The organism is Asanoa sp. NPDC049573, from assembly GCF_040676615.1.
GTDB lineage: Bacteria > Actinomycetota > Actinomycetes > Mycobacteriales > Micromonosporaceae > Asanoa.
Genome location: NZ_JBFAPI010000022.1, coordinates 52,565 through 78,755 on the forward strand (window position 1 = coordinate 52,565; position 26,191 = coordinate 78,755).

23 protein-coding genes are annotated in these 26,191 nt (G+C 72.7%); 17 read left to right on the forward strand and 6 right to left on the reverse strand.

Annotation, left to right across the window (positions count from 1 at the left end):
• Positions 1–31 precede the first annotated feature (31 nt).
• From AB0J74_RS33600 to AB0J74_RS33630, 7 genes are all read left to right on the forward strand, one after another.
• Complete coding sequence (locus AB0J74_RS33600; protein WP_363455593.1) at positions 32–595, forward strand: DUF177 domain-containing protein; 564 nt, start codon at positions 32–34, stop codon at positions 593–595.
• A 5-nt stretch (positions 596–600) separates the two neighbouring features.
• Positions 601–774, forward strand: coding sequence for a 50S ribosomal protein L32 (rpmF, locus tag AB0J74_RS33605; protein ID WP_116076379.1), 174 nt, complete (start codon positions 601–603; stop codon positions 772–774).
• An 85-nt stretch (positions 775–859) separates the two neighbouring features.
• The gene (locus AB0J74_RS33610) at positions 860–1,798 is read left to right on the forward strand and encodes a phosphate acyltransferase PlsX (RefSeq protein WP_363455442.1); all 939 of its coding nucleotides are present in this window, start codon (positions 860–862) and stop codon (positions 1,796–1,798) included.
• Positions 1,795–2,541, forward strand: coding sequence for a ribonuclease III (gene rnc, locus AB0J74_RS33615; protein ID WP_363455444.1), 747 nt, complete (start codon positions 1,795–1,797; stop codon positions 2,539–2,541). Before AB0J74_RS33610 ends, rnc begins: the two co-directional genes overlap by 4 nt.
• Positions 2,542–2,550: 9 nt before the next feature.
• Complete coding sequence (gene mutM, locus AB0J74_RS33620) at positions 2,551–3,399, forward strand: bifunctional DNA-formamidopyrimidine glycosylase/DNA-(apurinic or apyrimidinic site) lyase (protein ID WP_363455447.1); 849 nt, start codon at positions 2,551–2,553, stop codon at positions 3,397–3,399.
• Between the two features lie 788 nt (positions 3,400–4,187).
• Positions 4,188–4,961, forward strand: a complete 774-nt coding sequence (locus tag AB0J74_RS33625; protein ID WP_363455449.1) for a S1C family serine protease — start codon at positions 4,188–4,190, stop codon at positions 4,959–4,961.
• Positions 4,962–5,061: 100 nt separating this feature from the next.
• Positions 5,062–6,174, forward strand: coding sequence for a hypothetical protein (locus AB0J74_RS33630; RefSeq protein ID WP_363455452.1), 1,113 nt, complete (start codon positions 5,062–5,064; stop codon positions 6,172–6,174).
• Positions 6,175–6,226: 52 nt separating this feature from the next.
• Here AB0J74_RS33630 and AB0J74_RS33635 read toward each other — a convergent pair whose 3' ends face one another.
• The 4 genes from AB0J74_RS33635 to AB0J74_RS33650 form a co-directional block, all read right to left on the reverse strand.
• Positions 6,227–6,922 carry a spherulation-specific family 4 protein gene (locus tag AB0J74_RS33635; protein ID WP_363455455.1) on the reverse strand — a complete coding sequence of 232 codons (696 nt, stop codon included), beginning with the start codon at positions 6,920–6,922 and terminating at the stop codon, positions 6,227–6,229.
• Positions 6,919–8,355 carry a hypothetical protein gene (locus AB0J74_RS33640; protein WP_363455458.1) on the reverse strand — a complete coding sequence of 479 codons (1,437 nt, stop codon included), beginning with the start codon at positions 8,353–8,355 and terminating at the stop codon, positions 6,919–6,921. The genes AB0J74_RS33635 and AB0J74_RS33640 overlap by 4 nt, the downstream gene beginning before the upstream one ends.
• A complete protein-coding gene (gene pelF, locus AB0J74_RS33645; protein WP_363455460.1) occupies positions 8,352–9,794 on the reverse strand; it encodes a GT4 family glycosyltransferase PelF in 1,443 nt (480 codons plus the stop codon). Before pelF ends, AB0J74_RS33640 begins: the two co-directional genes overlap by 4 nt.
• A gap of 133 nt (positions 9,795–9,927) precedes the next feature.
• Positions 9,928–10,731, reverse strand: a complete 804-nt coding sequence (locus AB0J74_RS33650; protein WP_363455463.1) for a CAP domain-containing protein — start codon at positions 10,729–10,731, stop codon at positions 9,928–9,930.
• A gap of 267 nt (positions 10,732–10,998) precedes the next feature.
• On the opposite strand from AB0J74_RS33650, the gene AB0J74_RS33655 reads away from it, so the two are divergent.
• The 3 genes from AB0J74_RS33655 to AB0J74_RS33665 all read left to right on the forward strand — a co-directional run bounded on the left by AB0J74_RS33655 (position 10,999) and on the right by AB0J74_RS33665 (position 15,629).
• Positions 10,999–11,193, forward strand: a complete 195-nt coding sequence (locus AB0J74_RS33655) for a hypothetical protein (protein ID WP_116069188.1) — start codon at positions 10,999–11,001, stop codon at positions 11,191–11,193.
• Between the two features lie 240 nt (positions 11,194–11,433).
• On the forward strand, positions 11,434–15,012 hold the full coding sequence (gene smc / locus AB0J74_RS33660) for a chromosome segregation protein SMC (RefSeq protein ID WP_363455466.1): 3,579 nt from the start codon (positions 11,434–11,436) through the stop codon (positions 15,010–15,012).
• Positions 15,009–15,629, forward strand: coding sequence for an HAD-IA family hydrolase (locus AB0J74_RS33665; protein ID WP_363455596.1), 621 nt, complete (start codon positions 15,009–15,011; stop codon positions 15,627–15,629). Before smc ends, AB0J74_RS33665 begins: the two co-directional genes overlap by 4 nt.
• A gap of 121 nt (positions 15,630–15,750) precedes the next feature.
• Here AB0J74_RS33665 and AB0J74_RS33670 read toward each other — a convergent pair whose 3' ends face one another.
• Together AB0J74_RS33670 and AB0J74_RS33675 are read right to left on the reverse strand one after the other, a co-directional pair.
• Entirely contained in the window at positions 15,751–16,266 is a 516-nt protein-coding gene (locus AB0J74_RS33670; protein WP_363455468.1) for a DinB family protein, read from the reverse strand.
• Positions 16,267–16,273: 7 nt separating this feature from the next.
• Positions 16,274–18,055, reverse strand: coding sequence for an alkaline phosphatase D family protein (locus tag AB0J74_RS33675; RefSeq protein WP_363455471.1), 1,782 nt, complete (start codon positions 18,053–18,055; stop codon positions 16,274–16,276).
• A 134-nt stretch (positions 18,056–18,189) separates the two neighbouring features.
• On the opposite strand from AB0J74_RS33675, the gene ftsY reads away from it, so the two are divergent.
• The 7 genes from ftsY (at position 18,190) to AB0J74_RS33710 (ending at position 26,135) form a co-directional block, all read left to right on the forward strand.
• Positions 18,190–19,323, forward strand: a complete 1,134-nt coding sequence (gene ftsY, locus AB0J74_RS33680) for a signal recognition particle-docking protein FtsY (RefSeq protein WP_363455474.1) — start codon at positions 18,190–18,192, stop codon at positions 19,321–19,323.
• Between the two features lie 6 nt (positions 19,324–19,329).
• Positions 19,330–20,160 (forward strand): aminoglycoside phosphotransferase family protein, encoded by an 831-nt coding sequence (locus AB0J74_RS33685; RefSeq protein WP_363455477.1) that lies wholly within the window; start codon positions 19,330–19,332, stop codon positions 20,158–20,160.
• A gap of 158 nt (positions 20,161–20,318) precedes the next feature.
• Positions 20,319–21,692, forward strand: coding sequence for an ammonium transporter (locus tag AB0J74_RS33690; protein ID WP_363455479.1), 1,374 nt, complete (start codon positions 20,319–20,321; stop codon positions 21,690–21,692).
• 26 nt (positions 21,693–21,718) lie between these two features.
• Positions 21,719–22,057, forward strand: coding sequence for a P-II family nitrogen regulator (locus AB0J74_RS33695; protein ID WP_363455599.1), 339 nt, complete (start codon positions 21,719–21,721; stop codon positions 22,055–22,057).
• Positions 22,058–22,067: 10 nt separating this feature from the next.
• Complete coding sequence (locus tag AB0J74_RS33700; RefSeq protein WP_363455482.1) at positions 22,068–24,326, forward strand: [protein-PII] uridylyltransferase; 2,259 nt, start codon at positions 22,068–22,070, stop codon at positions 24,324–24,326.
• A gap of 107 nt (positions 24,327–24,433) precedes the next feature.
• On the forward strand, positions 24,434–25,324 hold the full coding sequence (locus AB0J74_RS33705) for an ABC transporter ATP-binding protein (protein WP_363455485.1): 891 nt from the start codon (positions 24,434–24,436) through the stop codon (positions 25,322–25,324).
• Positions 25,314–26,135 (forward strand): ABC transporter permease, encoded by an 822-nt coding sequence (locus tag AB0J74_RS33710; protein ID WP_363455488.1) that lies wholly within the window; start codon positions 25,314–25,316, stop codon positions 26,133–26,135. The genes AB0J74_RS33705 and AB0J74_RS33710 overlap by 11 nt, the downstream gene beginning before the upstream one ends.
• Positions 26,136–26,191: the final 56 nt, after the last annotated feature.

Sequence of the window (26,191 nt, forward strand, 5' to 3'; positions counted from 1 at the left end):
CGTGTCGGCCTCGCTAGGCCGGAGTCTGACTATGCCAAAAAACACGCAAAGCTTCCTCGACGCCCGGTCGCCGCTGGTCCTCGATACCCGAGAGCTACCACGGCGCCCTGGTGCCATGCGCACTGTCGAACGCGTCGTCCCGGCACCGTCCGACCTCGGCCTCGAGCTGATCGGTGTGCCGGAAGGCGCCGACCTGCGTCTTGATCTGCGACTCGAGTCGGTGTCCGAGGGTGTGCTCGTCTCCGGGACGGTCAGCGTCCCGATCTCCGGCGAGTGCGGCCGCTGCCTGCGCCCGATCGACGACTCGGTGGATGTCACGATCCAGGAGCTGTACGCCTACGAGCACAGCACCACGGACGAGACGACCGAAGAAGACGAGATTGGTCGGCTGCAGGGCGATCTGATCGACCTTGAGCCGGCGGTCCGGGACGCGGTGGTGCTCGAACTGCCGCCCAACCCGGTGTGCCGTGCCGACTGCCCCGGGCTGTGCCCCGACTGCGGGGGGCTGCTCGACGACCTGCCCGCTGATCACCATCATGACGAGGTCGACCCGCGGTGGGCGGCGCTGTCGCAACTTAACCGAGAAGGAGAGTGACAACCGTGGCTGTTCCCAAGCGCAAGATGTCGCGGAGCAACACCCGGTCCCGTCGGGCCAACTGGAAGAGCACGGCCGTCGCGACCGTGGCCTGCCCCCAGTGCAAGTCGCCGAAGCTGCCGCACGCCGCGTGCAGTGTCTGCGGCACCTACAACGGCCGTCAGGTCATCGAGGTCTGACCTCGGCGTGACGCACCCGACCTTCGGTCGGGCAGCGTCGACGCCCGGCGCGCCGGTTCCCGCACCACTCACGGAACCGGTCGCCGTGCGGATCGCCGTTGACCTCCTCGGCGGGGACGGAGCTCCCGCCGTCGTGGTTGACGGCGCTCTGCGAGCGCTCGATGCTGATCCCGACGTGCGCCTCCTGCTCGTTGGCCCGAACGACGTGGCCGACGAGCTGATCGCTGCGCTGGCGGCCGCCGAGCGCCACCGCGTCTCGGTCCGGCCGCTGGCCGGCGCCGTGAGCATGGCCGACCCGCCGCAGCGGGGCGGGCGGTTCGACACGACGGTCCGCGGCGCAGCCCTGGCCGTCGCCGAGGGCGCCGCCGACGCGCTGGTCTCGGCCGGCTCCACCGGGGCGACCGTCACCGCGGCCGTGCTCAGCCTGGGCCGCTGGCCCGGCATCCGCCGGCCGGCACTGCTCGCCACCATCCCGGCCATCGCCGGCCCGGTGGCGCTGCTCGACGTCGGCGGCTCGCTCGAGCCCCGGCCGATCACGCTGGCCGGCCACGCCCTGCTCGGCGCGGCCTACGCCACCGTCGTGCACGACATCGCCCGGCCAAGGGTCGGGCTGCTCTCCATCGGCCACGAGCCGGGCAAGGGCGACCGCGCCCGGCGCACCGCCGACCCGCTGCTGGCCGGCCTCAAGCTCGGCGGCGACGCGCACTACGTCGGTTTCGTCGAGGGCTACGACGTCTCGTCCGGCGAACGGGCCGACGTCGTGGTGACCGACGGCTTCACCGGCAACATCCTTCTCAAGGGCATCGAGGGCGCCTACGCCATGGCCGGCGGTCCACCGCCCGGCGGCGCCGCGCCGCGGGCCGCCGCCCTGCTCGGCGTCGCCGGCACCGTCGTGGTCTGCCACGGCGGCGCGACCGGCGACGACCTCGCGTCGGGCATCGCCCTCGCCGCCCACCTGCACCGACGCCGCGCGATCGCCCGCATCGCGACGGCGCTTGCCGACCTGATCGAGGTGTCCACATGAGCAACGACAAGCGCCGGCGACCGCCGGTCGCACACCTGGAGGCCGCGTTCGGCATCGGCTTCGACGTCGACCTCCTCGAACGGGCGCTGACCCACCGGTCCTACGCCTACGAGAACGGCGGCCTGCCGACCAACGAGCGCCTCGAGTTCCTCGGCGACTCGGTGCTCGGGGTGGTGATCACCACCGCTCTCTTCAACAACCACCCCGACCTGCCCGAGGGTCAACTCGCCAAGCTGCGGGCCAGCGTCGTCAACATGCGCGCGCTGGCCGACGTCGCCCGCCGGCTCGGCCCCGCCGGGCTCGGGCCATACCTGCTGCTGGGCAAGGGCGAGGAGACCACCGGCGGCCGCGACAAGAACAGCATCCTGGCCGACACGCTCGAGGCCCTGCTCGGCGCGATCTACCTGCAATACGGCCTCGACACCGCCGCCATGGTGATCCACCGGCTGTTCGACCCGCTGATGGAGGAGTCCGCCGGCCGCGGCGCCGCGCTCGACTGGAAGACCAGCCTCCAGGAGCTGACCGCGACGCTGAGCCTTGGCGTTCCGGAATACCGCATCGACGAGGCCGGCCCCGACCACGCCAAGACGTTCACCGCCTGGGTGGTGGTGGCCGGCAAGCGCTACGGCGGCGCCGACGGGCGGAGCAAGAAGGAGGCCGAGCAGCGGGCCGCCGAGACCGCGTGGCGGGAGCTGTCCGATCGGGTGACCGAGAAGGTGGCCGCGCCGACCGCCGCCGAATAGGTTTACCCGGTGCCCGAGCTACCCGAGGTCGAGACCGTCCGCGCCGGCCTGGCCAAGCATGTCGCCGGCCGCCGGATCGCGTCCGTCGAGGTGTCCCACCCGCGCGCCGTCCGCCGCCACCTGCCCGGGCCGCTCGACTTCGCCGGCCAACTCGCCGGCCGCCGGGTCGTCGACGTGCGCCGCCGGGGCAAATACCTGTGGCTCCCGCTCGACAGCGGCGACGCGGTCATCGGGCATCTGGGCATGTCGGGCCAGATGCTGCTGCAACCGGCCGCCGCGCCCGACGAGACCCACCTGCGCATCCGGTTCCGCTTCGACGACGGCGACCCCGAGTTGCGCTTCGTCGACCAGCGCACGTTCGGCGGCCTGTCGGTCTCCGCGGGCGGCGCCGACCTGCCGGCCGAGATCGTACACATCGCCCGCGACCCGATCGACCCGGAGTTCTCGGACCAAGGATTCGTGGCCAACCTGCGCCGCCGCCGCACCGAGGTCAAGCGCGCTCTGCTCGACCAGAGCCTGATCTCCGGCGTCGGCAACATCTACGCCGACGAGGCGCTCTGGCGGGCACAACTGCACGGCACACGCCCGACCGACCGGCTGACCAAACCCGCGGCGCTGCGGCTGCTCGGCCACGTGCGCGACGTGCTCGGCGAGGCGATCGACGCGGGCGGCACGAGCTTCGACGCGCTCTATGTCGACGTCAACGGCGAGAGCGGTTATTTCGAGCGGGGCCTCAACGCGTACGGCCGGGAAGGCTTGCCCTGCAACCGCTGCGGCACCCCGATCCGCCGCGAGGCGTTCATGAACCGCTCGTCGTTCTCCTGCCCGAAGTGCCAGCCCCGGCCGCGGGTTCGCTGACCATCGTCGTCAGGGCGCGGCGCGATCAGCCCGATGCATCGTCGGTGAGATCCGGCAGCGAGCGGGCGCCGTCCACGTCGACGTGCGCATGGTGAGGTGGGTGATGGGCGGCGCCTTGCGGCGGTCCTCGTCGTAGGTTCGCGGGCCCGGCGGCGGAATCCACCGGCGGCTAGGCGCCGGGAGGCCTGGCGCGTCCTTTCGGACATCGGCCGATTCCGACATCTGTCCGAGATGCGTCCTTGATCCAACAGGGGCGACATGAAGATCAACGAGGGGGTACCTTCCTGCGGGGCCAACGGGGGCCCAGGAGGAGCGTGCACGGGGACATGGCGCCTGACGAAGGCCAACCTCCGGCGCCGGCATGGTCGCCGCCGCCACAGTTCGATCCGCGTATCGCGGAGCAATCACCGGGACGCCTCCCGGCACCCACCTCGGCCCCAACCGCAACGCCCCCGGGGCCCACCGCGCCGGTCGCGGGCCTCGCGCCAACCCCGGGTCCTCCATTCGCAGCGCCCGCGCCGCAGCCTGTGCCTGCCGCGACGGCCGGGTCGGGGTCGGTTGGTGCGTTCGCGCCATCCGCGCCGCCGGCCGCGCCGTATGGGTTTGCCGGGTCGGGGTCGGTTGGTGCGTTCGCGGCGTCCGCGCCCCAGGCGACACCCGCCGGGACGGCCGGGTCGGTGCCGGGTGAGGCTTTCGCGGCAGCCGCGCTGCCGGCTGCGCCTTCCGGGTCGGTGGGGGCGTCGCCGTGGGTGGTGCCGCCGGTCGCTTCCGCGGCTGTGCCGAGGTCCGTGACGTCGCGGGGGCGGCGCGGGAGGAATGTCGTTGTCGCGCTCGTCGCGGTGCTGGCCCTGGTGGCGGCCGCCGAGGCGGTCTGGGTGCGGCAGTTGTCCGGCCGGCTCGGGACCGCCGAGCGGGCGTTGCGCGACGACCGCGCCCGTCTCGACCGGCTCGAAGGCCGCGCCGACGCCGTCGAGGACCGGGTCGGCGGCGCGTTCGACGCGCAGGCGATCGCGGCGGCCGCGCTGCCGAGCGTGTTCCGGGTCGCCGCCGGCCCGGTCACCGGCACGGCGTGGGCGGTCGGTGCGCCGGCCGCCGGCGGTGGCACCAACCTGATCACCAACTTCCACGTGGTCGAAGACGTCTACGGCGACGGCGGTCGTGAGGTCTACCTGGAACGCAAGGACGCGCGTTGGCCGGCCACCATCGTCAAGGTCGACAAGGACAACGACCTGGCCGAACTTACGACCAAGGCCACGTTCGACGGTCTGAAGACGGCTAGCGGACCGGTGCAGACCGGGCAGCAGATCGCCGTCGTCGGGGCGCCGCTGGGCCTGATCGATTCCGTGACCACCGGCGTGGTCAGCGCCATGCGTCCGATGGACGACTCGCCCGGCCCGCTGATCCAGTTCAGCGCGCCCATCAACCCCGGGAACTCCGGCGGTCCGGTCATCAACTCGGCCAAGCAGGTCGTCGGTGTCGCCACCGCCAAGGCTGTGGACGCCGAAGGCATCGGCCTGGCCGTGCCGGTCGACGTCGTCTGCCGGCTCTTCCCCGTCTGCTGATCTTCCGTACTGCCTCGCGCGCGTGTCCGCACGCGCCCGCGGGGTCGGCGCTTGCCAAAACCCCCTCCGGAGAAGACCTCCGGCGCACCTGGAGTGAACGATGACGCAAACCCCCGAACCCGACCACCAGCCGGCCGCTCCCGCACCGGCCGAGCCGCCGACCGCCGCCATGCCGCAGCAGGGCGCGCACCACACGGCCCCCGGGGCGCAGTCGGCCCGATCCGTGGAACAGCCCGCTTCTCCTTACCCGGCCCCGGATGCGTGGCCGACGCCGCCGGCCTCGCCCTACGCCGCCCCGAGCACGCCGGCGCCGCCCAACTCCGCCTCCGAAGCGCCGGCGCCGACGGCTTCGCCTTACGGCGCCCCGGGTGCGCAGCCGGCACAGCCCGCGTCGCCTTACGCCGCCCCGGGTGCGCAGCCGAGCCAGCCCGCGTCGCCTTACGCCGCCGCGGGTGCGCAGCCGAGCCAGCCCGCGTCGCCTTACGCCGCCCCCGGTGTGCCGGCAGCGCCGCCCGCCTCGCCCTACGCGACCCCTGGCACACAACCCGCTTCCCCTTACGGCACAGCGCCGACCCAGGCGCAGCCGGTCTCGAGCCAGCCGGCCTACGGCGCTCCGCCGGTCCAGGGCCAACCCGTCTCGAGCCAGCCGGCCTACGGCGCTCCGCCGGCCCAGGGCCAACCCGTCTCGAGCCAGCCCGCCTACGGCACCCCGCCGACCCTGGGCCAGCCGGTCTCGAGCCAGCCCGCCTTCGGCTACCCGTACACCGAGCAGCCCTTGTCCGCACCGCCCTATGGCATGGCGCCGGCCCAACCGGCCAAGCCCCGTCGCACCGGGCTGATCGCTCTGGCCGTCGTCGCGGCGCTGCTGTTCGTCAGCGCAGGAGTGCTGGGCGGTCTGCTGGTCGCGCAGCGCGGTGAGACCGACCGCGCCCGGCAGGAGATCGCCGCGCACAAGCAGACGATCGCCGACCACGAGGCCGAGATCGACAAGCTGAAGGTCAACCTCGACTCGGTCAACGCCAAGAACCAGTCGATCCAGCAGGAGTTGGACGGCTCCAAGAACGACCGCGAGGAGCAGGAGCGCCAGAAGAAGGTTGTCAGCAAGTGCCTCGACCTCCTGGTGGAAGCCTTCTCCGCGACGAGCGAATCGCAGTTCGACAAGCGGATCGACGCCGCGGAGAAGACCTGCGACGAGGCCGACCGCTACCGCTGACGAAAAGGACGAAAAGAAGGACGGACGCCGGCTCCGGAAACGGGGCCGGCGCTCAGCCCGGCACGACCGCCAGCGGCCGCGGCGAATCAGACGGCAGGCCCTGCCACGGGTTCGGCATCCACCGGTCGGTGACCACGCCGAAACCCGCGCCGCGCCAGGCCATCACCCGTCGCGCGTGCTCGAGTTGCCACGGCGGCACGCTGTGGATCAGGTGGCCGTCGCCGGGCAGCGCGCCCTCGCCGTCCCATTCCTGGTACTCGTCCCAGCCGCCCTCGAACACGCAGATCGGCACGCCGAGGTCGCGATAGACCGGGTCGGTCGGCGTGCCGGGGTTGAGCACCGCCGCGAACAGGCCGGCCCGCCGGGCGACCCGCACCGCGAGAGCCACCGGCCCGAGACCGAAGGCGCCCGTCGGTGACTGATCGAGGAACACACCCGACATCGGGTACGCGGCCCAGCGGTTGACGTCTTCGAGGATGTCGGCGATCGGCCGTGCGGAGTGGCCGAGGTCCACGTACCCCAGCATCGGCACCCTGGCGGCGGCCAGCCGCGAGGTCGCCAGCACGTAGTCCTCGTCGACGACCGAGCCCGGTCCATCGTGGACGTTCACGATGACCGTGGCGCCGTCGAGCGCCTCCGGTTCCCAGGCCTGCGGATCCTCGAGCGGGTGCACGTAGAGCGGCACGAGCCGGGTCGGCGCCGGCACGGTGGTGGAGGCGCCGGGTACCCGGCGCGGCAGCTCGGTCATCGGTAGCTCCCGGGATGGAAGACGGTGTGCGCGGTGGCGGCCAGGCCGAGCACCGCGGTCGCGGCGAGGCCGGCCACCGTCGCGGGCAACAACACCTGGATCAACGAGTCGACGCCGCCGCCCGGCACGGCCACGAGCCAACCGGCGACCGGTATCGCCGCGAAGGCGACCGGCGCGAGCGCCAGAAACGCCGCGAGCAGCAGCCGGCCGCGGGTCGCCAGCAGCAGCGTCGCCGCCCAGCCGCCGGCCAGCAGCACACCGGCCGCGGCCGCGAGCACCAGCGCCCGCGCGTCCGGGTGGCGGGACAGCTCGTAGGGCAGCCGGAACGCGGCCACCATCAGCGCCGCGCCGATCGCGAGCGGCGGCAGCAGCGCCGCGAGGGTCACCGTGCCGAGGCCGCGCAGATGCCGGCGATAGGCGGCCACGTCGTCGTAGGTGTCCAGGCCGCCGGCCGCACCGGCCGCGTGCCAACCGACGAACACCTCGATCAGGGGTACGGCCAGCAGCAGCGGGACGGTCGCCGGCGGGGGTGCACCGCCGGCACCCGGCACCAGCCGCCAGACGAGCAGGAACGCCCCCGCCTGGCCGGCACCGATGGCCAGGTAGGCCAGCACGGCGGCCAACGGCGTGCGGGCCGGCGTCCGGAGCCGGTCGCGGCGCAGCGCCGGCACGAACGCGCGCACGGCGGCCAGCGCGACCGCGGCGCCGAGCAGCCAGCCGTAGCGGGCCGGCAGCAGACCGGCCAGCCCCGCCAGACTGACCAGCCAGGCCGGCACCGACCAGCGGAGCACCGCGCCGACCCGGTCGCCGACCAGCGCGGCGGCGGTGCCGGCGAAGGCGACCAGTTCGACACCGCAGACGGCGTACGCCACCGTCCGCTCGCCGACCATCCCGGGCGGGCCGAACGCGACCGCCGCCGCGCACACTCCCGCGCCGAGCAGCAGCCCGGCGACGATCCGCCGCACACCCGCACCGGTCGCGCCGTGCGACGCGCGGGCATACCCCGCGCAGGCCAGCGCCTGACCGCCCGACCAGCCGAGCAGCAGCGTCGCCGCGAGCAGCGGCCAGCCGACCCGGGCCAGCGTCGCGTCCGCGGCGACCGCGGCCAGGGCCGGCGTGAGGAACAGCGCCGCCCGGGCCAGCGCGGCCCGCGCGAACGGCGGCGCGGCCGGCCGGAGCGGCGCCGCACCCGGCCGGTGCCGCTGCGCCCAGAGCCGGGCCAGCACCGCCTCACCGAGCGCGAACACCGTCGGCACGCCGTACCTCACCTGCGCCTGCCGGTCGCTGATCCCGGCCGCCTCGATCGCCGCCACGAGTTCGTCGACGTCGACCACGACCGCGCTGCCGGCCGCGAACCGTTCCGCGAGGTCGGCAATGGACCGTGGCGGGGGACCGGCCGGTGGAAACGGCCCGAGGCGCCGCGGCGCGCTCATGCGGCGACCGCCCCGGCACCGGCGCGCACGTCGGCGTAGAGCTGGCGGTAGGCGGCGAGCATCCGGTCGACGGTGAAGTGCGCGAGCGCGCGTTCGCGGCCGAGGGCGCCGAGCGACCGCCGCCGGTGCGGGTCGCCGAGCAGCGCCAGGCAGGCGTGGCCCAGCGCGACCGGATCGCCCGGCGGCACGATCAGCCCGGCCGGGCCGACCACCTCGGCCACCCCGCCAACGTCGGTGCTGACTGTCGGCCGGCCGCACATCATCGCCTCGATGATCGTGTAGGGCAGGCCTTCCGAGATGCTGGACAGGGCGACCACGTGACCGTCCGCGAACGCCTGGCGGCTGCTGGTCACCGGCCCGGACAGGTCGACCGCCGCGCGCAGGCCGAGCCGCTCGATCAGCGCGAGGCAACTGGCCGCGTACTCCCGGCCGGTCTCCGGAACCGGACCCGCGAGCCGCAGCCGGGCCAGCGGTTCGGCGTCGCGGATGGTGCGCATCGCCCGGATCAGCGTGTGCAGGTCCTTGAGCGGGTCGATCCGGCCGACCCAGGCGATCGTCGGGACCGTCGGCTCGGTCGCCAGCGGCGGGTAGCGCAGCGGCTCGACCCCGTTGGGCACCACGACGACCTTGGCCGGATGCGCGCCGTGCCGCAGTTCCCAGCGCTGGTTGAAACGGCTGACCGCGGCCACCAGCTCGGCCTCGGCGTATCCGAGCCGGGCCAGCGCGCGATAGAAGCGCAGCAGCACCGTCTTGACCGCGACAGGCACCACGGCGCCGTACTCCAGATAACGTTCGCGCAGGTAGACGCCGTGTTCGGTGAGCAGGAACGGAGTTCCGGCGCGCCACTTGGCGGCCAGCGCGACCAGCACCGGCAGGCCCGCGGCGGCCGGGTGGGACAGGTCGACCCGGGGCATGCGGTAGGCCAGCGGGCGCACCGCGTGCTCGATCAGCGACGCGGCGGCGCGGGCGTCGCGCAGCGAGAGCCGGGGCAGTGGTGGCCGGCCGGCCGACGGGCCAGCCGACGCCTGCCACGCGTCCAGCAGCACCTCGGGGAGTTCCGTACCGAACAACGGGTGTGATCCGTCGCCGCACAACTCGGTCAGCCGGCGCAGCCCGTCGGCGAACATGCCGGCGCTGTGCGGGTCGTCACCGAGCAGGCCGCGGCAGAGCAGCACGGCCGCGGCCGACGCGGCACGGCGGCGCCGGTGCCGAGCGACCCGGCCGGAGACGCTGATGGGACGGTCCCGGACCGGGTACGTGTCGACGGCGGTCACCGAGGCGGGCACCGGGTAGACCGGTTCCCGCGAGCCGCCATGGCCGGTCACCGTGACGACGTGGAACGCGTGTCCCTCGAGGCCGTTCAGGATCTGGTGACACCAGGTGCCGACGCCTCCGGGCGCGTACGGGTAGGTGCCTTCGTTGATCAGTGCGACGCGCACGATGGGACTCCGTGCGCCGCGGCGGCGGCGGTCTGGGTCATGCAGAAGGCAACGACCCAGCGCCGCGCCGAAAGGCACGATGTCCAATAAGCGACAAATGCCTACGCGGCCGTGCTGACCGCGTGGCTCGAGGTCAGGCCACTGATCCGAACATCTGCGTCCAGTACGGGCTGCCGTCACTCGCCTTCGCGAGCCCGACGCCGATCGCCTTGGCCGAGCAGTTGAGGATGTTGGCGCGGTGGCCCGGGCTGTTCATCCAGCCGTCCATCACCGCGGCGGCGTCGCGGTAGCCCATTGCCACGTTCTCGCCGATGGCGTTGTCGTAGCCGGCCGCCTTCGACCGGTCCCACGGCGTGCTGCCGTCGCTGCCGTCGTGCGACATCGTGTTGTGCTGCGCCTGGTCGACGCTGTGCGACTGGGCCGCCTTGGTCAGCTTGGCGTTGACCGTCACCGGGCCGCACCCGTTCATCGCCCGCTGCCGGTTGGTCTCGGCGACCACCTTGGCCTGTTCGGTGCCGCCGGCGCCGCTGGTCGAGACCGTGCTGCCGCTGCTGGTGGAGCGCTTGGCCGGCGACGACATGGTGCGCTTCGGCGCGGTGGTCGTCCGGCGGGCGGTCGGCTTGGGCTTCGCGGTGGCGGTCGGCGACGCGACCGGCGGGGTTGGCGACGGCTCGGACAGCGTCTCGTCGGGGTAGGCACCGCTGTCCGGGCCGTCTTCGACACCGCTGGAGTCGGTGTCGAAGGCACCGTCGCCCGGGCCGGCGATGGCGCCCTGTGTGGAGGTCTTCGCGGCGCCCACGAAGCTGGAGGGCAGGAATGCCGCTCCGGCGCCCAGGCCGCCAAGAATGATCATTACTACGAACGCCAGGCCCAGGGGCCCGAACGTACGCCGCGGGTCGCGGTGCTTTCCCGTGCCGGCGTGCTCGGTGTCCTGCACCCGGGTCCCTCCTAACGCGACCCCTTTGGGTCGAACCTGTTGCATCAAGCCGCTCGGGACGCTATACGTGACCTGCTGAATCGGGCAATCTGCCTAAGGAATTCCTAAGGCTTTCTTGTTGCGCTTGACGAACGCGGGTCGCAGGCGGAACATGGAGGTGTCGCCAGTCGCGCCCGATCGTGCCCACTTGTGCCCGTGGGCAGACGTCGCGAGGCATTGGGCGCGCGTTGGCCGGCCATTTCCGGCTGCGCATTACAAGGAGACGATATGGCGAAGGCCCTCTACGGCCACGTGGGTGCGGCGCCAGACCGGCGCCTGCTCGACGAGGTCACCCGACTGCGTGCCCGGGTTCAGGCACTTGAGTTCGAGATCACGAGGTTGCGTGCCGAAAACGACCGGCTCGCGGCGGCGGCGGCTGAGGCAGACGGCCTGCTCCGGCTCCCCGAACCCGCACTGACCTGATCTTGACGGCCGGAAGACATCCGGCCTGCTGACCCACACGCACCATCAGAAGCGCGCCGCCACCCAGGTGTCGGCGCGCAGCTTTTTGCCCTTCGGCGTGTCGCCCGCATCACCCGCCGGCCGCACCCATACTGCCGGGAAGTCCCGCTGCCGGGCCCGCCCCCTGCTGCCGGGATAGGCTTCAGGCTGGACACCACCACGTGAGCCCCGGCGGCGGGCCGTCGGACGAGGATCGATTAGGTGCATCTCAAGAGCTTGACCGTGAAGGGCTTCAAGTCCTTCGCATCCGCGACCACGTTGCGGCTGGAGCCGGGCATCACCTGTGTCGTGGGGCCCAACGGCTCCGGCAAGTCCAACGTGGTCGACGCCATCTCCTGGGTGCTGGGCGAGCAGGGCGCCAAGGCGCTGCGCGGCGGCAAGATGGAAGACGTGATCTTCGCCGGCACCGCCGGCCGCGCGCCGCTCGGGCGCGCCGAGGTCACTCTCACGATCGACAACCAGGACGGCGCGTTGCCGATCGACTACACCGAAGTGTCGATCACCCGCCGGATGTTCCGGTCCGGCGAAAGCGAATACGAGATCAACGGCAACTCGTGCCGCTTGCTCGATATTCAAGAACTGCTCAGCGATTCCGGCATCGGTCGCGAAATGCACGTGATCGTCGGTCAAGGTCAGCTCGACGCCGTTCTGCACGCCAAACCGGAAGATCGGCGCGCATTCATCGAAGAGGCGGCCGGCGTCCTCAAGCACCGCAAGCGCAAGGAAAAGGCGCTGCGCAAGCTCGACGCGATGCAGACCAACCTCAACCGGCTCACCGACCTGACCGCCGAGCTGCGCCGCCAGCTCAAGCCGCTGGGCAAGCAGGCCGAGGTGGCCCGGCGCGCCGCGGGCATCCAGTCCGACCTGCGCGACGCCCGGCTCCGGCTGCTCGCCGACGATCTCTACACATTGCGTACGACGCTCGACAAGGAGATCGCCGACGAGGCGGCGCTGCGCGAGCGGCGCGAGTATGTCGAAGACGAGCACGAGCAGGTGCAGCGCCGGCTGGCCCAACTGGAAGCCGCCCTTGCGGAAGACGCGCCGCTGCTGGCCGCGGCACAGGACGCCTGGTACAAGCTCTCCGCCCTGCAGGAGCGCTTTCGATCCACCGAGCAGCTGGCCAGCGAGCGGCTGCGGCACCTGAGCGCCACCCCCGACGACGAGCGACCGGGGCGCGACCCCGACGAGCTGGCCGCCGAGTCCGAGCGCGTCCGCGAGCAGGAAGACCGGCTGCGCGCCGCCCTCAAGGACGACCAGGCCCACCTGGCCGAGGCGGTGGAGGCCCGGCAGGGCCTCGAACGCCAGCTCGCCGCGGCCGAGCAGGCGCTGCGCGCCGCCGCCAAGGCGATCGCCGACCGCCGCGAGGGCCTGGCCAAGCTCACCGGCCAGGTCAACGCCGCCCGCGCCCGCAGCACCAGCGGCAGCGAGGAGATCGAGCGCCTCGCCGTCGCACACGCCGACGCGCAGGCCCGGGCCCAGCGGGCCCAGGCCGAGGTCGACGCCGTCGCCGCCGAGTCGTCGGAGGCCGACCTGGCCGACGCCGACCTCGACGCCCGCCACGACGAGGCGGTCGCCGCACACGAGGAGGCCGCGGCCGAGGTCCGTGAGCTGACCAACCGCGAGCGGGTCGCCGAGAAGGACGCCGCGACCTGGAAGGCCCGCGAGGAGGCGCTCTCCCTCGGCCTGCGCCGCAAGGACGGCGCCGGGGCCCTGCTGGCCCGCGCCGACCAGGTGCCCGGCCTGCTGGGCAGCCTGGCCGGCATGTTGACCGTCGAGCCCGGCCACGAGGCCGCGCTGGCCGCCGCCCTCGGCGTGCTCGCCGACGCGGTCGCCGTCGCCGGGGTCGACGAGGCGGCCGAGGCGATGCGTTTCCTCAAGATCCAGGACGCCGGCCGGGCCGCGCTGCTGGTCGGCACGCCCGCCGGCCCCGGCATGATCGGCTCGCCCGACGCGCTGCGCCCGGCGCTGCCCGACGGCGCCCGCTGGGCGCCCGACGTGGTGCGCTGCGACGACCGGATCCGCCCGGCGGTGCACTGGGCGCTGCGCGACGTGATCCTCACCGACGGCCTGTCGTCGGCCACCCGGGCGGTCGCGGCCAACCCGCAGCTGCGGGCGGTCACCCCCGACGGCGACGTGGTCGGTGCCTACACCGCCGCCGGCGGGTCGGCCAAGGCACAGAGCTTCATCGAGCTGCAGGCCGCCGTCGACGAGGCGGCCGCCAACCGGGCCCGCGCCGAGGAGCTGATCGAGCAGCTCCGCACCCAGCTGGCCGCCGCCCGGGCCGCGGTCGCCAGCCGCAAGGAGGTCGTGCAGGTCACCGAGCGGGAGAAGCGCGCGGCCGAGGGGCAGCGCAACGCCGCCGCCCGCCGGCTCGCCGAACTCGGCGCGGCCGCGCGTTCCGCCGCGGCGGAGACCGAGCGGCTGGGCGCCTCCCGGGCCCGCGCCGAAGAGGCCCGCGACCGCGACCTGACCGCGCTGGCCGAGCTGGAGGAGCGGCTGTCGCTCGCCGAGACCACCCCGATCGACGAGGAACCGTCCACCGAGGAGCGCGACCAGTTCGCCGCCATGGTGCCCCAGGCACGGCAGAACGAGATGGAGGTGCGGCTCGCCGTCCGCACCGCCGAGGAACGGGTGGCGTCGATCGCCGGCCGGGCCGAGTCGCTGGCGCGCCAGGCCGCCGCCGAGCGCGCCGCCCGCGAGCGGGCCGCCGCCCGGCGGGCCGCCCGGGTGCGCGGTGCCGGCATCGCCCGGGCCGTCGAGATCGGTGCCCGCGAGGCGCTCGCCCGGGTCGCCGTCTCGCTCGCGGCCGCGGAAGAGACCCGCGACGCCGTCGCCAAGGCGCGGTCCGCGCGGGAGGCCGAGTTCCAGGAGGTACGCGCGGCGGCCAAGCGGCTGACCGCCGACCTGGAGCGGCTGACCAGCGAGGTGCACCGCGACGAGGTGGCCCGGGCCGAACAGCGGATGCGGATCGAACAGCTCGAGGTCAAGGCGGCCGAAGACTTCTCGCTCGACGTCGAGACCCTGGTGGCCGAATACGGGCCGGCCCAGCCCGTACCCCCGACGCAGGTCGCTCTGGCCGCGGCTGCCGCGGCCGGTGAACCGGAGCCCGAAGCGCTGCCCTACGACCGGCCGACCCAGGAGAAGCGGGCGGCGAAGGCCGAGCGCGAACTGGCCCTGCTCGGCAAGGTCAACCCGTTGGCGCTGGAGGAGTTCGCGGCCCTCGAAGAGCGCTTCAAGTTCCTCTCCGACCAGCTCGAAGACCTGAAGAACACCCGGCGCGACCTGCTCACCGTCGTCAAAGACGTCGACGACCGGATTCTCGAGGTGTTCACCAGTGCCTACCACGACACGGCGCGCGAGTTCGAGAAGGTCTTCACGGTGCTGTTCCCGGGCGGCGAGGGCCGCCTGGTGCTGACCGACCCGGAAGACATGCTGACCACGGGCGTCGAGGTCGAGGCCCGCCCGCCGGGCAAGAAGATCAAGCGGCTCTCGCTGCTCTCCGGCGGCGAGCGCTCGCTGACCGCGGTCGCGATGCTGGTCGCGATCTTCCGCGCGCGGCCCAGCCCGTTCTACATCATGGACGAGGTCGAGGCGGCGCTCGACGACGTCAACCTGGGCCGGCTCATCACGCTGATGGCCCAGCTCAGGGAGAAGAGCCAGCTCATCATCATCACGCACCAGAAGCGCACGATGGAGGTCGCCGACGCGCTCTACGGCGTGACCATGCGCAACGGCGTCACCGAAGTGATCAGCCAGCGGCTCGGTGGCGAGGAGGACTGATGCGCCCCAAGCCGACCGCGTTGCTGATCGACCTCGACGGCACGCTGCGCCGCTGGGACCCGGCCGTGATCCACGGCATCGAGGTCGCACACGGCCTGCCGCCCGGCACCCTGCACACGGCGGCGATCGACTGGTCAAGGCTGATGCCAGTGATCATCGGAGACCTCACCCACGACGAGTGGGCCGAGGTGATCATCGCCGACCTGACCGACCAGACCGGCGACGAGGACCAGGCCCGGGCCGCGGTCAAGGAGTGGGAGAGCTACCGCGGCACCGTCGAACCTGGGCTGTTGGAGTTGATCCGCGCCGCCCGCGCCGCCGGCATCAAGGTCGGCCTGGCCACCAACGGCACCGACCTGCTCCAGGCCGACCTGCGCGCCCTGGGCCTGACCGACGAGTTCGACGCGGTGATCAACTCCTCGGAGCTGCACATCCCGAAGCCGGCACCCGAATACTTCGGCGCCGCCTGCCAGGCGTTGGACACGCCGCCCGGCCAGGTGCTGTTCGTCGACGACAGCGACCGCTTCGTCCGCGGCGCCCGCGCGGTCGGCCTCGCCGCCTACCGCTGGACGGGCCCGGACGACCTTCCCTACCTGCGGGCCGCGCTGGGGCTCTGACGCCGACGATCGCCATGCCTCCCCAACCTCGCGCTGGTCGGCCCGCTGACCACCAGCGATCGGGGAGTGCCCAACCACGCCGCGGTACGCTCCGACGCCGCGCGCCCGGCCCTGAAAAAGGTCAGTCGCCGGTTACGCCGTCCAGGCGTTCGCGGATCAGGTCGGCGTGGCCGTTGTGGCGGGCGTACTCCTCGATCATGTGGGTGTAGACCCAGCGGACGCTGATCTCGTTGCCGCGGCTGCTGATGAACGTGGCGTCGAGAGTGAGGTCGGCCAGCACCTCGTCGGCCTTGGCGCACTCGGCGCGGAAGGTCTCGAAGTCGGCCTCGGCCGACTCGGGCACGCCGTCGTGCAGGTCGCCGTCGGGGTTGTCGTCGGTGTAGAAGATCCCCTTGAACTCGATGCCCGCCGCGCGGTGTGACCAGCTGCGCTCGACGTCGGCCATGTGCCGGACCAGGCCGAGCAGGCTCAGCGTCGCCGGCTCGACGGTCCGCTTGACCAGTTGGTCGCCGGTCAGGCCCCGGCACTTCCAGAGCAACGTGTCGCGGTGCCAGTCGAGCCAGCCCTGCAGCATCTCGCGTTCGCCGGCCACGAACGGCTCGCTTCGCCGGTTGATATCAGGTGCGACCCAGGTCATGCCGGCATCATGCCGGTTCGCCGGCGCGGACGCCGCCCGGTTCCGGCTGGGCCGGCGCGGGTGGGGCCGCCGCCGCGGGCTCGGTCAGCGGCAGCGACGCGACCCGGGCCAGCGTGCCGTCGCGGAGCGTGCCCTCGATCGTCACCGCCGCCATCGCGCCCGCCAGCGACAGCGTGCTGACCGCGTTGCCGAAGTAGGGGCCGGCCAGCTTGCGCCAGCGGACGCCCGGCTTGCGTACCCCGGCCGCCTTGGCCATCGCCCGCACCAGCGACGACGGGCCCCGCCACCAGCCGAGGGTCATCACCGGGCGCATCACCGCCGGGACCTGGTTGTGTATCGGCGAGCAGGTCAGCTGGTGCACCGGCGTGCTCACCGCAGGATCGCGGAAGCGCACCCGGGCGACATACGAATGGTGTACGTCGCCGGAGAGCACGCTGATCGACGCGGGCGCCGGGTAGGCCGGGCCGGCGCCGACCCGCTCGCCACCCGCGGTGCGCGGCCCGGAGCCGAGCCGGGCGAACAGCGTGCCGAGGTCTTCGAAGGAGCGCTGGAACGCGGCCCAGTGCTCCAGGTCGACCGCCCGCCGGATCCGCTCGGCGAAACCGGCGACCGGGCCCCGCGGCGAGGCCGCCAGCCGCTCGTTCCAGGCTTCCAGGTGGTGGACGCCGTGCGGCAGCAGCCAGGGCAGCGAGGAGCCGACCACCAGGTGGTCGTAGTCGCCGTGCGCCTGGTCGAGGAACCAGGCCCACTCGCCGGGCGGCAGCATCGCCCGGCTGGCCGGGTCGAGCACCCGGCTGCACCGGTTGTCGAGCACCACCAGCCGGGTGCGACCGATGTCGACCCGGTAGGACCACTGATATTGGGTGGCCCGCCAGCGCTCCGTGTCGTGCGCGGCGTCGGCCTCGAGGTCGACCCGCTGGCCGAACTCGCGCAGGACCTCGGTCGCGTCGCCGGCGGCGGTCACCTTCGGGTAGAGCGCGTCGCTCGCGAGCTCGTCGGGGTGCAGGTTGCCCAGGTGCTGGTAGACCCAGTAGGAGGCGAGCCCGCTGGTGATCCGCTCGTTCCACCAGGGCTGTTCCTTGGCGGCGACCCGCCACGACGCCGACGAGTTCCAGTCGTCGATGATCTCGTGGTCATCGAAGATCATCACACTGGGTATGGTCGACAGCAGCCAGCGGACCTCCGGGTCGCGCCACGACTCCAGGTAGAGCTGGGTGTATTCGTGGAACGAGACGACCTGGTGGGGCGGTGGGTCGGTGAGCTTGGCCTTGCGCCGCTTGCGGTGCTTGCGCAGGAACCGGCGTACCTCCTGGGAGGTCATGTCGGCGTAGACCTGGTCGCCGAGCAGCACCATCAGGTCGGGCCGGGCCCCTTCGTCGGCCATCAGCCGGCGGGCGAACGCGTCGAGCGCGTCCGGGGGCAGTTTGTGACCCATCGACTTCGGGGTCGCCTCGCGACACGACCCGAAGATCAATTTCACCGGCTGGCCGCTGTCGTCGCCGAGCCGGGTGCGGATCACGCTCCGGGGGTACGCCGACTCGGGCTCGGGCCAGACCTTCTCGTCGTCGACGAACACCTCATAAGGGGTCACCGCGTCGGCAGGCAGCCCTTCGACGACGACAAGCGCATAGTGATGGTCGTACGCGGTGAAGGTCGGCGCACTACCTCGTGCGCCTCCCTCGGCACGCACGGTGACGACCGCGGGCGCCGCCGTCTCGACCCAGATCGTGGCCCGGGTGTCGACGACCCGGCGGAGCACCGGACCGATCAGCAGACGTGCGCCCGACATGCGTTTCAACCTCCACGACGGCAACGGAACGGGACCATCCTTTCTACCCGGGGGCCCAGGCGCCATAGCCGGACAGCGCGACACCTCACACCGGCCGCTGCGTGAGTCTGCGGCGGGCATGTCAGGATTTCGGTATGGAATTTGTGATCCTCGGAATCGTCCTGGCCGGCGTGCTGCTGCTGGCCGGGCTCGGCCTGCTCGTGCCCCGGATCCGTCGCCGGGCCGTGCCGCCGGCCCCGCCGCGCCCCACCGGACCGACCGAGGAGCCGGCCGAGGAGGCCGGGGTGGGGATCCTCGCCCCGGAACGACCGGCCGAGGCGCCTCCCGCGCCCACCATCGAGACCCCGGCCCCGACGGCCGGGCGGCTGATCCGGCTGCGCGGGAGGCTGTCCCGGTCGCAGAACGTGTTCGGCAAGGGCCTGCTCGCGGTGCTGGCCCGGGACCGGCTCGACGAAGACGCCTGGGAAGAGATCGAAGACAGCCTGATCGGCGCCGACGTGGGCGTCGAGGCGACCCGGGAGATCGTCGACCGGCTTCGCGAGCGCACCAAGGTGCTCGGCACCCGCAGCCCCACCGAACTGCGCGGGCTGCTCACCGCCGAACTCGTCGAGGCGCTCGACCCCAGCCTCGACCGCTCGCTCAAGGTCACCGGCAAGCCCTCGGTGCTGTTGGTCGTCGGCGTCAACGGCTCCGGCAAGACCACCACCTGCGGCAAGATCGCCCGGGTGCTGATCGCCGACGGTCACACCGTGCTGCTCGGCGCCGCCGACACGTTCCGCGCCGCCGCGGCCGAGCAACTGGCCACCTGGGGCGGCCGGGTGGGCGCCGAGGTGGTGCGCGGCCCAGAGGGCGCCGACCCGGCCAGCGTCGCGTTCGACGCGGTCAAGAAGGGCATCGACACGGGCGTCGACACCGTGCTCGTCGACACCGCCGGCCGGTTGCAGAACAAGGTCGGCCTGATGGACGAGCTGAGCAAGGTCAAGCGGGTGGTCGAGAAGCACGGCCCGGTCGACGAGACGCTGCTCGTGCTCGACGCCACCACCGGCCAGAACGGCCTGGAGCAGGCGCGGGTGTTCACCGAGGTGGTCGACGTGACCGGGGTGGTGCTGACCAAGCTCGACGGCACCGCGAAGGGCGGCATCGTGATCGCCGTACAGCGCAAATTGGGCATTCCGGTCAAGCTCGTCGGTCTCGGCGAGGGGCCGGACGACCTCGCGCCGTTCGAGCCGGCGGCGTTCGTCGACGCGCTTGTTGGCACGGACGCGTAACCTCGGGTGACCTACCAGCCGCAGGCCTCCGGACTCGGGAGACCGTACGTGACGCAACAGGAAGTTCCCCTGCGCGGGGGGAACGTCAGCACGGTGGTTCGCGTCGGCGACACCGTCCGGCGCAATGCCGGGCCGTGGACGCCCTCGGTGCACGCGCTGTTGCGCCATCTGGAATATGTCGGCTTCACCGGTTCGCCCAGGGTGCTCGGGATGGACGAGCGCAACCGTGAGGTGCTGTCCTACCTCGAAGGGGAGTGCGGCGAATATCCGCTGGCGCCGCACTGGGTCACCGACGAGGCGCTGATCACCGTCGCCACCATGCTGCGGATGTTCCACGACGCGCAATACGGGTTCGCGCCGCCGCCGACCGCGGTCTGGCGCTCGTTCGGGCCGCCACCGCCCGACACCGAGGTGGTCTGCCACCACGACGCGGCGCCACACAACGTGATCTGGCGGCCCGACGGCACCCTGGCGCTGATCGACTTCGACCTGGCCTCGCCGGGTGCCCGGATCTACGACGTCGCCTACGCGGCATGGACCTGGGTGCCGCTGTTCTCCGACCGGGACTCCTACACGCTCGGCTGGAAGCGGCCCAACCGGCCGCAGCGGCTGCGGATGTTCGCCGATGCCTACGGGCTGATCCCGCGTGACCGGCACCGGTTGGTGCGGACGATCCGCAAGCGGATCGTCGACCACGTCGAGGGCATCCGCCGGATGGCGGCCGCCGGCGACCCGGCGTTCGTCCGGATCGTGCACAAGGGTCACCTTCGGCGGCCGATGCGCGATCTCCGCCTGCTCGACTACGAACGTCACACGCTGGAATACGCCCTTCGCTGAGGGCGGGTTTCTTCACACGTACGAAACAACCCGTCACGACGCGGTAACCGACTCGCGACCTTGCGCGAAACAGCGGCCCGGGAGGCTTCCCCCCGAACCGGCTGTCGGGCGACGCTGCTCTGCCTGCCGGAGGGAGGAACCTACCGAGAGGAGGCAGCGTGGAGATCGACACCGGGAACACCGCCTGGCTACTTCTGTCGTCCGCGCTCGTGCTGCTCATGACGCCGGGTTTGGCGCTGTTCTACGGCGGCCTCAACCGGTCCAAGGGCGTACTGAACATGATGATGATGAGCTTCAGCTCCATCGGGCTCATCTCAGTACTTTGGGTCATCTACGGCTTCACTCTGTCATTCGGCTCCAACGGCAACTCCGGGGTCAACAACATCCTCGGCAGCTTCACCCAGTACCTCGGCACCGAGACGAACTTCCTCGGTGACATCTGGGGCACGACCGGCATTCCGGTGTACGTGTTCCTCGTCTTCCAGATGATGTTCGCCATCATCACCGTGGCGCTGATCAGTGGCGCGGCATCCGACCGGATGAAGTTCGCCGGCTGGCTGCTGTTCGCCGGCGCCTGGTTCACGCTGGTCTACATCCCGGTCGCGCACTGGGTCTGGGGTGGCGGGTTCATCGGCGCCAAGATCCACGCACTCGACTTCGCGGGTGGCACCGCCGTACACATCAACGCCGGCGCGGCGGCACTGGGTCTGGTGCTGGTCCTCGGCAAGCGGATCGGCTGGCCCCGGGAGAGCACCAAGCCGCACAACGTGCCGCTGGTCGCCCTCGGCGCCGGCCTGCTGTGGTTCGGCTGGTTCGGGTTCAACGCCGGCTCCGAGCTGACCGTCGACGGCACCACGGCCGTCGCGTTCCTCAACACCCAGGTGGCCACTGCCGCCGGTGTGCTCGGCTGGATCATCGTCGAGTGGATCCGGGGCGGTAAGCCGACCCTGGTCGGTGCGTCGTCCGGTGCCATCGCCGGCCTGGTCGCGATCACCCCGGCCTGCGGCTTCATCGCGCCGATCCCGGCCGTCATCGTCGGCGCCATCGCCGGTGCGGTCTGCGCGCTGGCCGTCGGCTTGAAATACAAGCTGGGCTTCGACGACTCGCTCGACGTGGTCGGCGTCCACTTCGTCGGTGGTTGGATCGGCTCGCTGTCGATCGGCTTCTTCGCCACCACCCAGGTCAACTCGGCGATCGGCGACGTGCTGGGCGCGAACGAGGGCCTCTTCTACGGCGGCGGTGCGACGCAGCTCGGCCGCCAGTTCCTCGGTAGCCTGATCGTCACGGTCTACTCCCTGGTGCTCGCGATGGGCATCGCGTGGGTGGTCAAGAAGACGATCGGTCTGCGCACCTCGCCGGAGGCCGAGATCGAGGGCATCGACGTGGCGGAGCACGCCGAGTCGGGCTACGACCTGTCGACCGCCGGCGGCAGCGCGGGCGCGTTCCAGCTCGCCGGCATCGGCACCACCGCGCCGAAGCCGGACAGCAACGCCCCAGATGAGAAACCTGTCAGCGAGAAGGTCGCCGGCTAAGTTATCTAGCGATGGAGGGGTTGGATATGAAGCTGGTGACCGCGGTCATCAAGCCCTACCAGCTGGACGCGGTCAAGGACGCCCTGCACGCCCTCGGGGTGGCCGGGCTGACCGTGAGCGAGGTGCAGGGCTACGGCCGCCAGAAGGGGCACACCGAGGTCTACCGGGGTGCCGAATACACGGTGGAGTTCCTGCCGAAGATCCGGGTCGAGGTGCTGACCGACGAGATCGACGTCGACAAGGTGGTCGACGCGGTGGTCACGGCGGCGCGCACGGGCAAGATCGGTGACGGCAAGGTCTGGGTGACGCCGGTCGAAGACGTCGTCCGGGTCCGCACCGGCGAGCGCGGCCTCGACGCGCTCTGAGAGAACGATCATGACCAGGGGATCGACGCGGGCGGACGCCGCCGGCGCCGATCCCCTGGTCGTTCCGGCCACCGTCCGCGACGGCATCGGTGGGCCGTTCCGAGCCGCCCGGGCCGACGCGCTCGACACGTGGCTGCGCGATCTCTTTCCGGCCGGCACCGCGGGCGTGGCGCTGGTCGCGGTCGGCGGCCTCGGCCGCCGCGAGTGCGCCCCGTTCGGCGACCTCGATCTGGTGCTGCTGCACGCCGGCGTGCCGGGGATGGACGAGCTGGCCGCCTCGCTCTGGTACCCCGTCTGGGACGCCCGGCTCGGCCTCGACCACTCGGTGCGCACATTGCCCGAGGCCCTGTCGGTCGCGCACGACGACGTCAAGGTCGCGCTCGGCCTGCTCGACGCCCGGCACGTGGCCGGCGACCCGACGCTGGCCGCCCAGCTCGCCGAGGCGGCTTCAGACCAGTGGCGGCGCACGGCGATCCGCCAGTTGCCGGCGCTGCGGGAGGTCACCACGGCCCGCTGGGCGGCGCACGGCGAACTGGCGTTCCTGCTGGAGGGCGACCTCAAGGAGGCGGCCGGCGGGCTGCGCGACGTCGGCGTGCTGCGTGGCATCGCGCGCTCCGGCGTCACCGACGCGCTGCGCCCGGCCGTCCGGGCCGCGCACCTGCGGCTGCTCGACACGCGCGACGCCCTGCACGTCGCGGTGGGCCGCCGGGTCGACCGGCTGGTGGCGCAGGAGCGGTCGGCCGTCGCCGGGCTGCTCGGGCTCGACGACGGTGACGCGCTGCTGCGGCGGGTGGCCAGCGACGCGCGTACGGTCGCCAACGCCCTCGACGACGCCTGGCGCGCCGCCGACCGGGTCCGGGTGATCCGCCGGCGCGGTGCCGACGGCAAGCCGGCCCGCCGGCCCGTCGCCCGCGACGTGGTGGAGCAGGACGGCGAACTCGTGCTGGCCCGCACCGCGATCGGTGCCCGCCCGGACCCGTCCCTGTCGTTGCGGGTCGCCGCGGCCGCCGCGACCACCCGGCTGCCGATCTCGCGGGCCACCTGCGAGTGGCTCGCCGCCTACTGCCCGCCGCTGCCGTCGCCCTGGCCGCCGGCCGCGCTGGCCGCGCTGGTCACCCTGCTCGGTTCCGGCCCCGGCCTGGTGCCGGCCTGGGAGACCTGCGACCGCTACGGCCTGGTCGACGGCTGGCTGCCGGAGTGGGCCCGGATGCGCAGCCTGCCGCAACACAACCCGGTGCACCGGTTCACCCTGGACCGGCACCTGGTGCAGGCGGCGGCCGAAGCGACCGGCTTCGCCCGCGAGGTCGACCGGCCCGACCTGCTGCTGCTCGCCGCTTTCCTGCACGACGTCGGCAAAGGCCTGCCGGGCGACCACAGCACGGCCGGCGCGCCGGTCGCGGCCGCGGTCGCCGGCCGGATCGGGCTGCCGCCGGCCGACGTCGCGCTGGTCGAGAAGCTGGTCCGGCTGCACCTGCTGCTGCCCGAGGTGGCCACCCGGCGGGACCTCTCCGACCCGAAGACGATCGCCGGTGTCGCGGCCGCGGTGGGCGACGCCACCACCCTCGACCTGTTGCACGGCCTGGCCCGCGCCGACGCTCGCGCCACCGGCCCGGCCGCGTGGTCCGACTGGAAGGGCCGGCTGATCGCCGAGCTGGTCCGGCGCACCCACACCGCGCTCGACACCGGCGTGCTGCCGGCGCTACCGACGCCCGACCCGGGGCTGGTGGCCGGGCCGTTGCCGGCCATCCACCTCGACGGCGACCGGGTCGCCGTCGCCGCGGCCGACCGGCGCGGCCTGCTCGCCGCGGTGGCCGGTTGCCTGGCCCTGCACCGGCTCGACGTGCTCGGCGCCGACGTGTCCACGGTGGAGGGACGGGCGCTGGTCGAGTTCCTGGTGCAACCGCGCTTCGGGGCCGCGCCCGACCCGATCGCGCTCTCGGCCGACCTGCGGCGGGCGGTGACCGGCGACGTGTCGGTGACGCAACGGCTGCGCGGGCGTGGTGGGCGCTCGACCGGCTCCGGTGCACCGCCGCGGGTGGTCTGGCACCGGGAGGCGGCGACCGACGCGGTCGTGCTCGAACTGCGGGCCGCCGACTCGCCGGCGCTGCTCTACCGGGTGGCCAGCGCGCTCGACGAGGCCGGCGCCACGGTGCGGGCGGCCCGGATCTCCACGCTGGGCGGCGACGTCGTCGACGCGTTCTACCTGGTCGGCGCCGGGGCCGGTGAGGAAGCGGTCGAGGCCGCGGTGCTGAGCGCCGCCCGGTCCTGAGGGCCCCGACTACGCTTCGTCGCCCGCTCTTCTACGCAGTCGGGCGTACACGGGATGCCGCTTGGGCTCGGACGCTCTTTGGTTCTCCGCCGGGCACCGTATGGGGCATGGAACCGGTGGTGTGCGAAAAGCTGACGAAACGGTACGGCGAGGTGGTCGCCGTCCAAGACCTCGACCTGACGGTCCGGGCCGGCGAGGTGTACGGCTTCCTGGGCCCCAACGGCGCCGGGAAGACCACCACGCTGCGGATGCTGCTCGGGCTGATCAGGCCGAGCGGCGGGCGGGTGCTGCTGCACGGCCAGCCGCCCGGCGACCTGAGCGGCGTGGGCGCGATGATCGAGGGCCCGGCCTTCTATCCCTACCTGAGCGGGCGCGACAACCTGCGGGTGCTGACCCGCTACGCGGGCGTCGACGACCGGCGGATCGACGTCGTCCTCGACCTGGTCGACCTGGGCGGGCGGGCCAAGCACAAGTTCGGCACCTACTCGCTGGGCATGAAGCAGCGCCTCGGCGTGGCCGCGGCCCTGCTCAAGGACCCGCAGTTGCTGATCCTCGACGAGCCGACCAACGGGCTCGACCCCGCCGGCATGGCGGACATGCGCGCGCTGATCCGCCGGCTCGGGGCGGCCGGATCGACCGTGCTGATCTCCAGCCACCTGCTCGGCGAGGTCGAGCAGATCTGCGACCGGGTCGGCATCATCGCGCGCGGCGCGCTGGTCGCCGAGAACACCGTCGCCGAGTTGCGCAGCGGTGCGGGGCTGCGGATCCAGGCGGCGCCGCTGGACAACGCGGCCGCCTGGCTGCGGCTGGTGCTCGGTGCCGGCGCGGTCTCCGTCGTCGACGGGGCGCTCGACGTGACGGTCGAGCCCTCGCGGGCCGCCGAGCTCAACGAGTCACTGGTCAAAGCGGGGATCTCGGTCAGCGAACTGCGTACCCGCGAACGTGATCTGGAGCAGGTCTTCCTCGAGCTCACCGGAGGCGAGAGCAATGGTCGGTAGTTTCCGCGCAGAGCTGATCAAGCTCAACAAGCGCCCGGCGACGTGGCTGCTGCTCGGGATCGCGCTGGTCCTGGGCGCCCTGTTCGCCTACGTGATCCCCTACCTCGGTGCGACCACCGGCACCACCGGTGCCACCGCCGACCGCGGCCTCGCCGCGACCCTGCCGGCCAACGTGGTCGGCAACACGCTGGGCGGCTATCCGGTCTTCCTCGGCGCCCTGCTCGTGGTGCTGGGCGTGCTGTTCGTCGGCGGGGAGTACGGCTGGGGATCCTGGAAGACGGTGCTCACCCAGGGCCCGTCGCGAACGTCGGTGCTGGCCGGCAAGTTCGCCGTGCTCGCCGTCGCCGCGCTCGGCTTCGTTCTCGCGATCTTCGCGATGGGTTCGATCGCCAGCGTGCTGATCGCGGCCGCCGAGAACGAGTCGATGGCGTTCCCGTCGGCGTTCGACATCGTCCGCGGCATCGGCGCGGGCTGGCTGATCGCGACGATGTGGACGGTGTTCGGCGCGGTGCTGGGCATCCTGCTGCGCGGCGTCGCGCTCGCGGTCGGGCTCGGCCTGGTCTGGATGCTGGCCGTGCAGAACCTGATCTCGTCGCTGGCCGCGCCGCTGCTGCCTTGGGTCGACTCGGCGCAGCGCGGCCTGCCCGGCCCCGGCGCCGGTGCGCTGGTGGCGTCGCTCGGCGCGCCGACCGGCACGCCGGGCGTGGACTCCCTGATGGGTGGCGGCCCGGCGGCGTTGGTGGTCGCGGCCTACCTGGTCGGTTTCGTCGCGCTCGGCACGGTGGTCCTGCGCCGCCGTGACATTCTCTAGGACGTGGAGGCTGTGATGAGCTCGGCCAGGCGCCGCGGTGGTTCTCACCGCTGGCT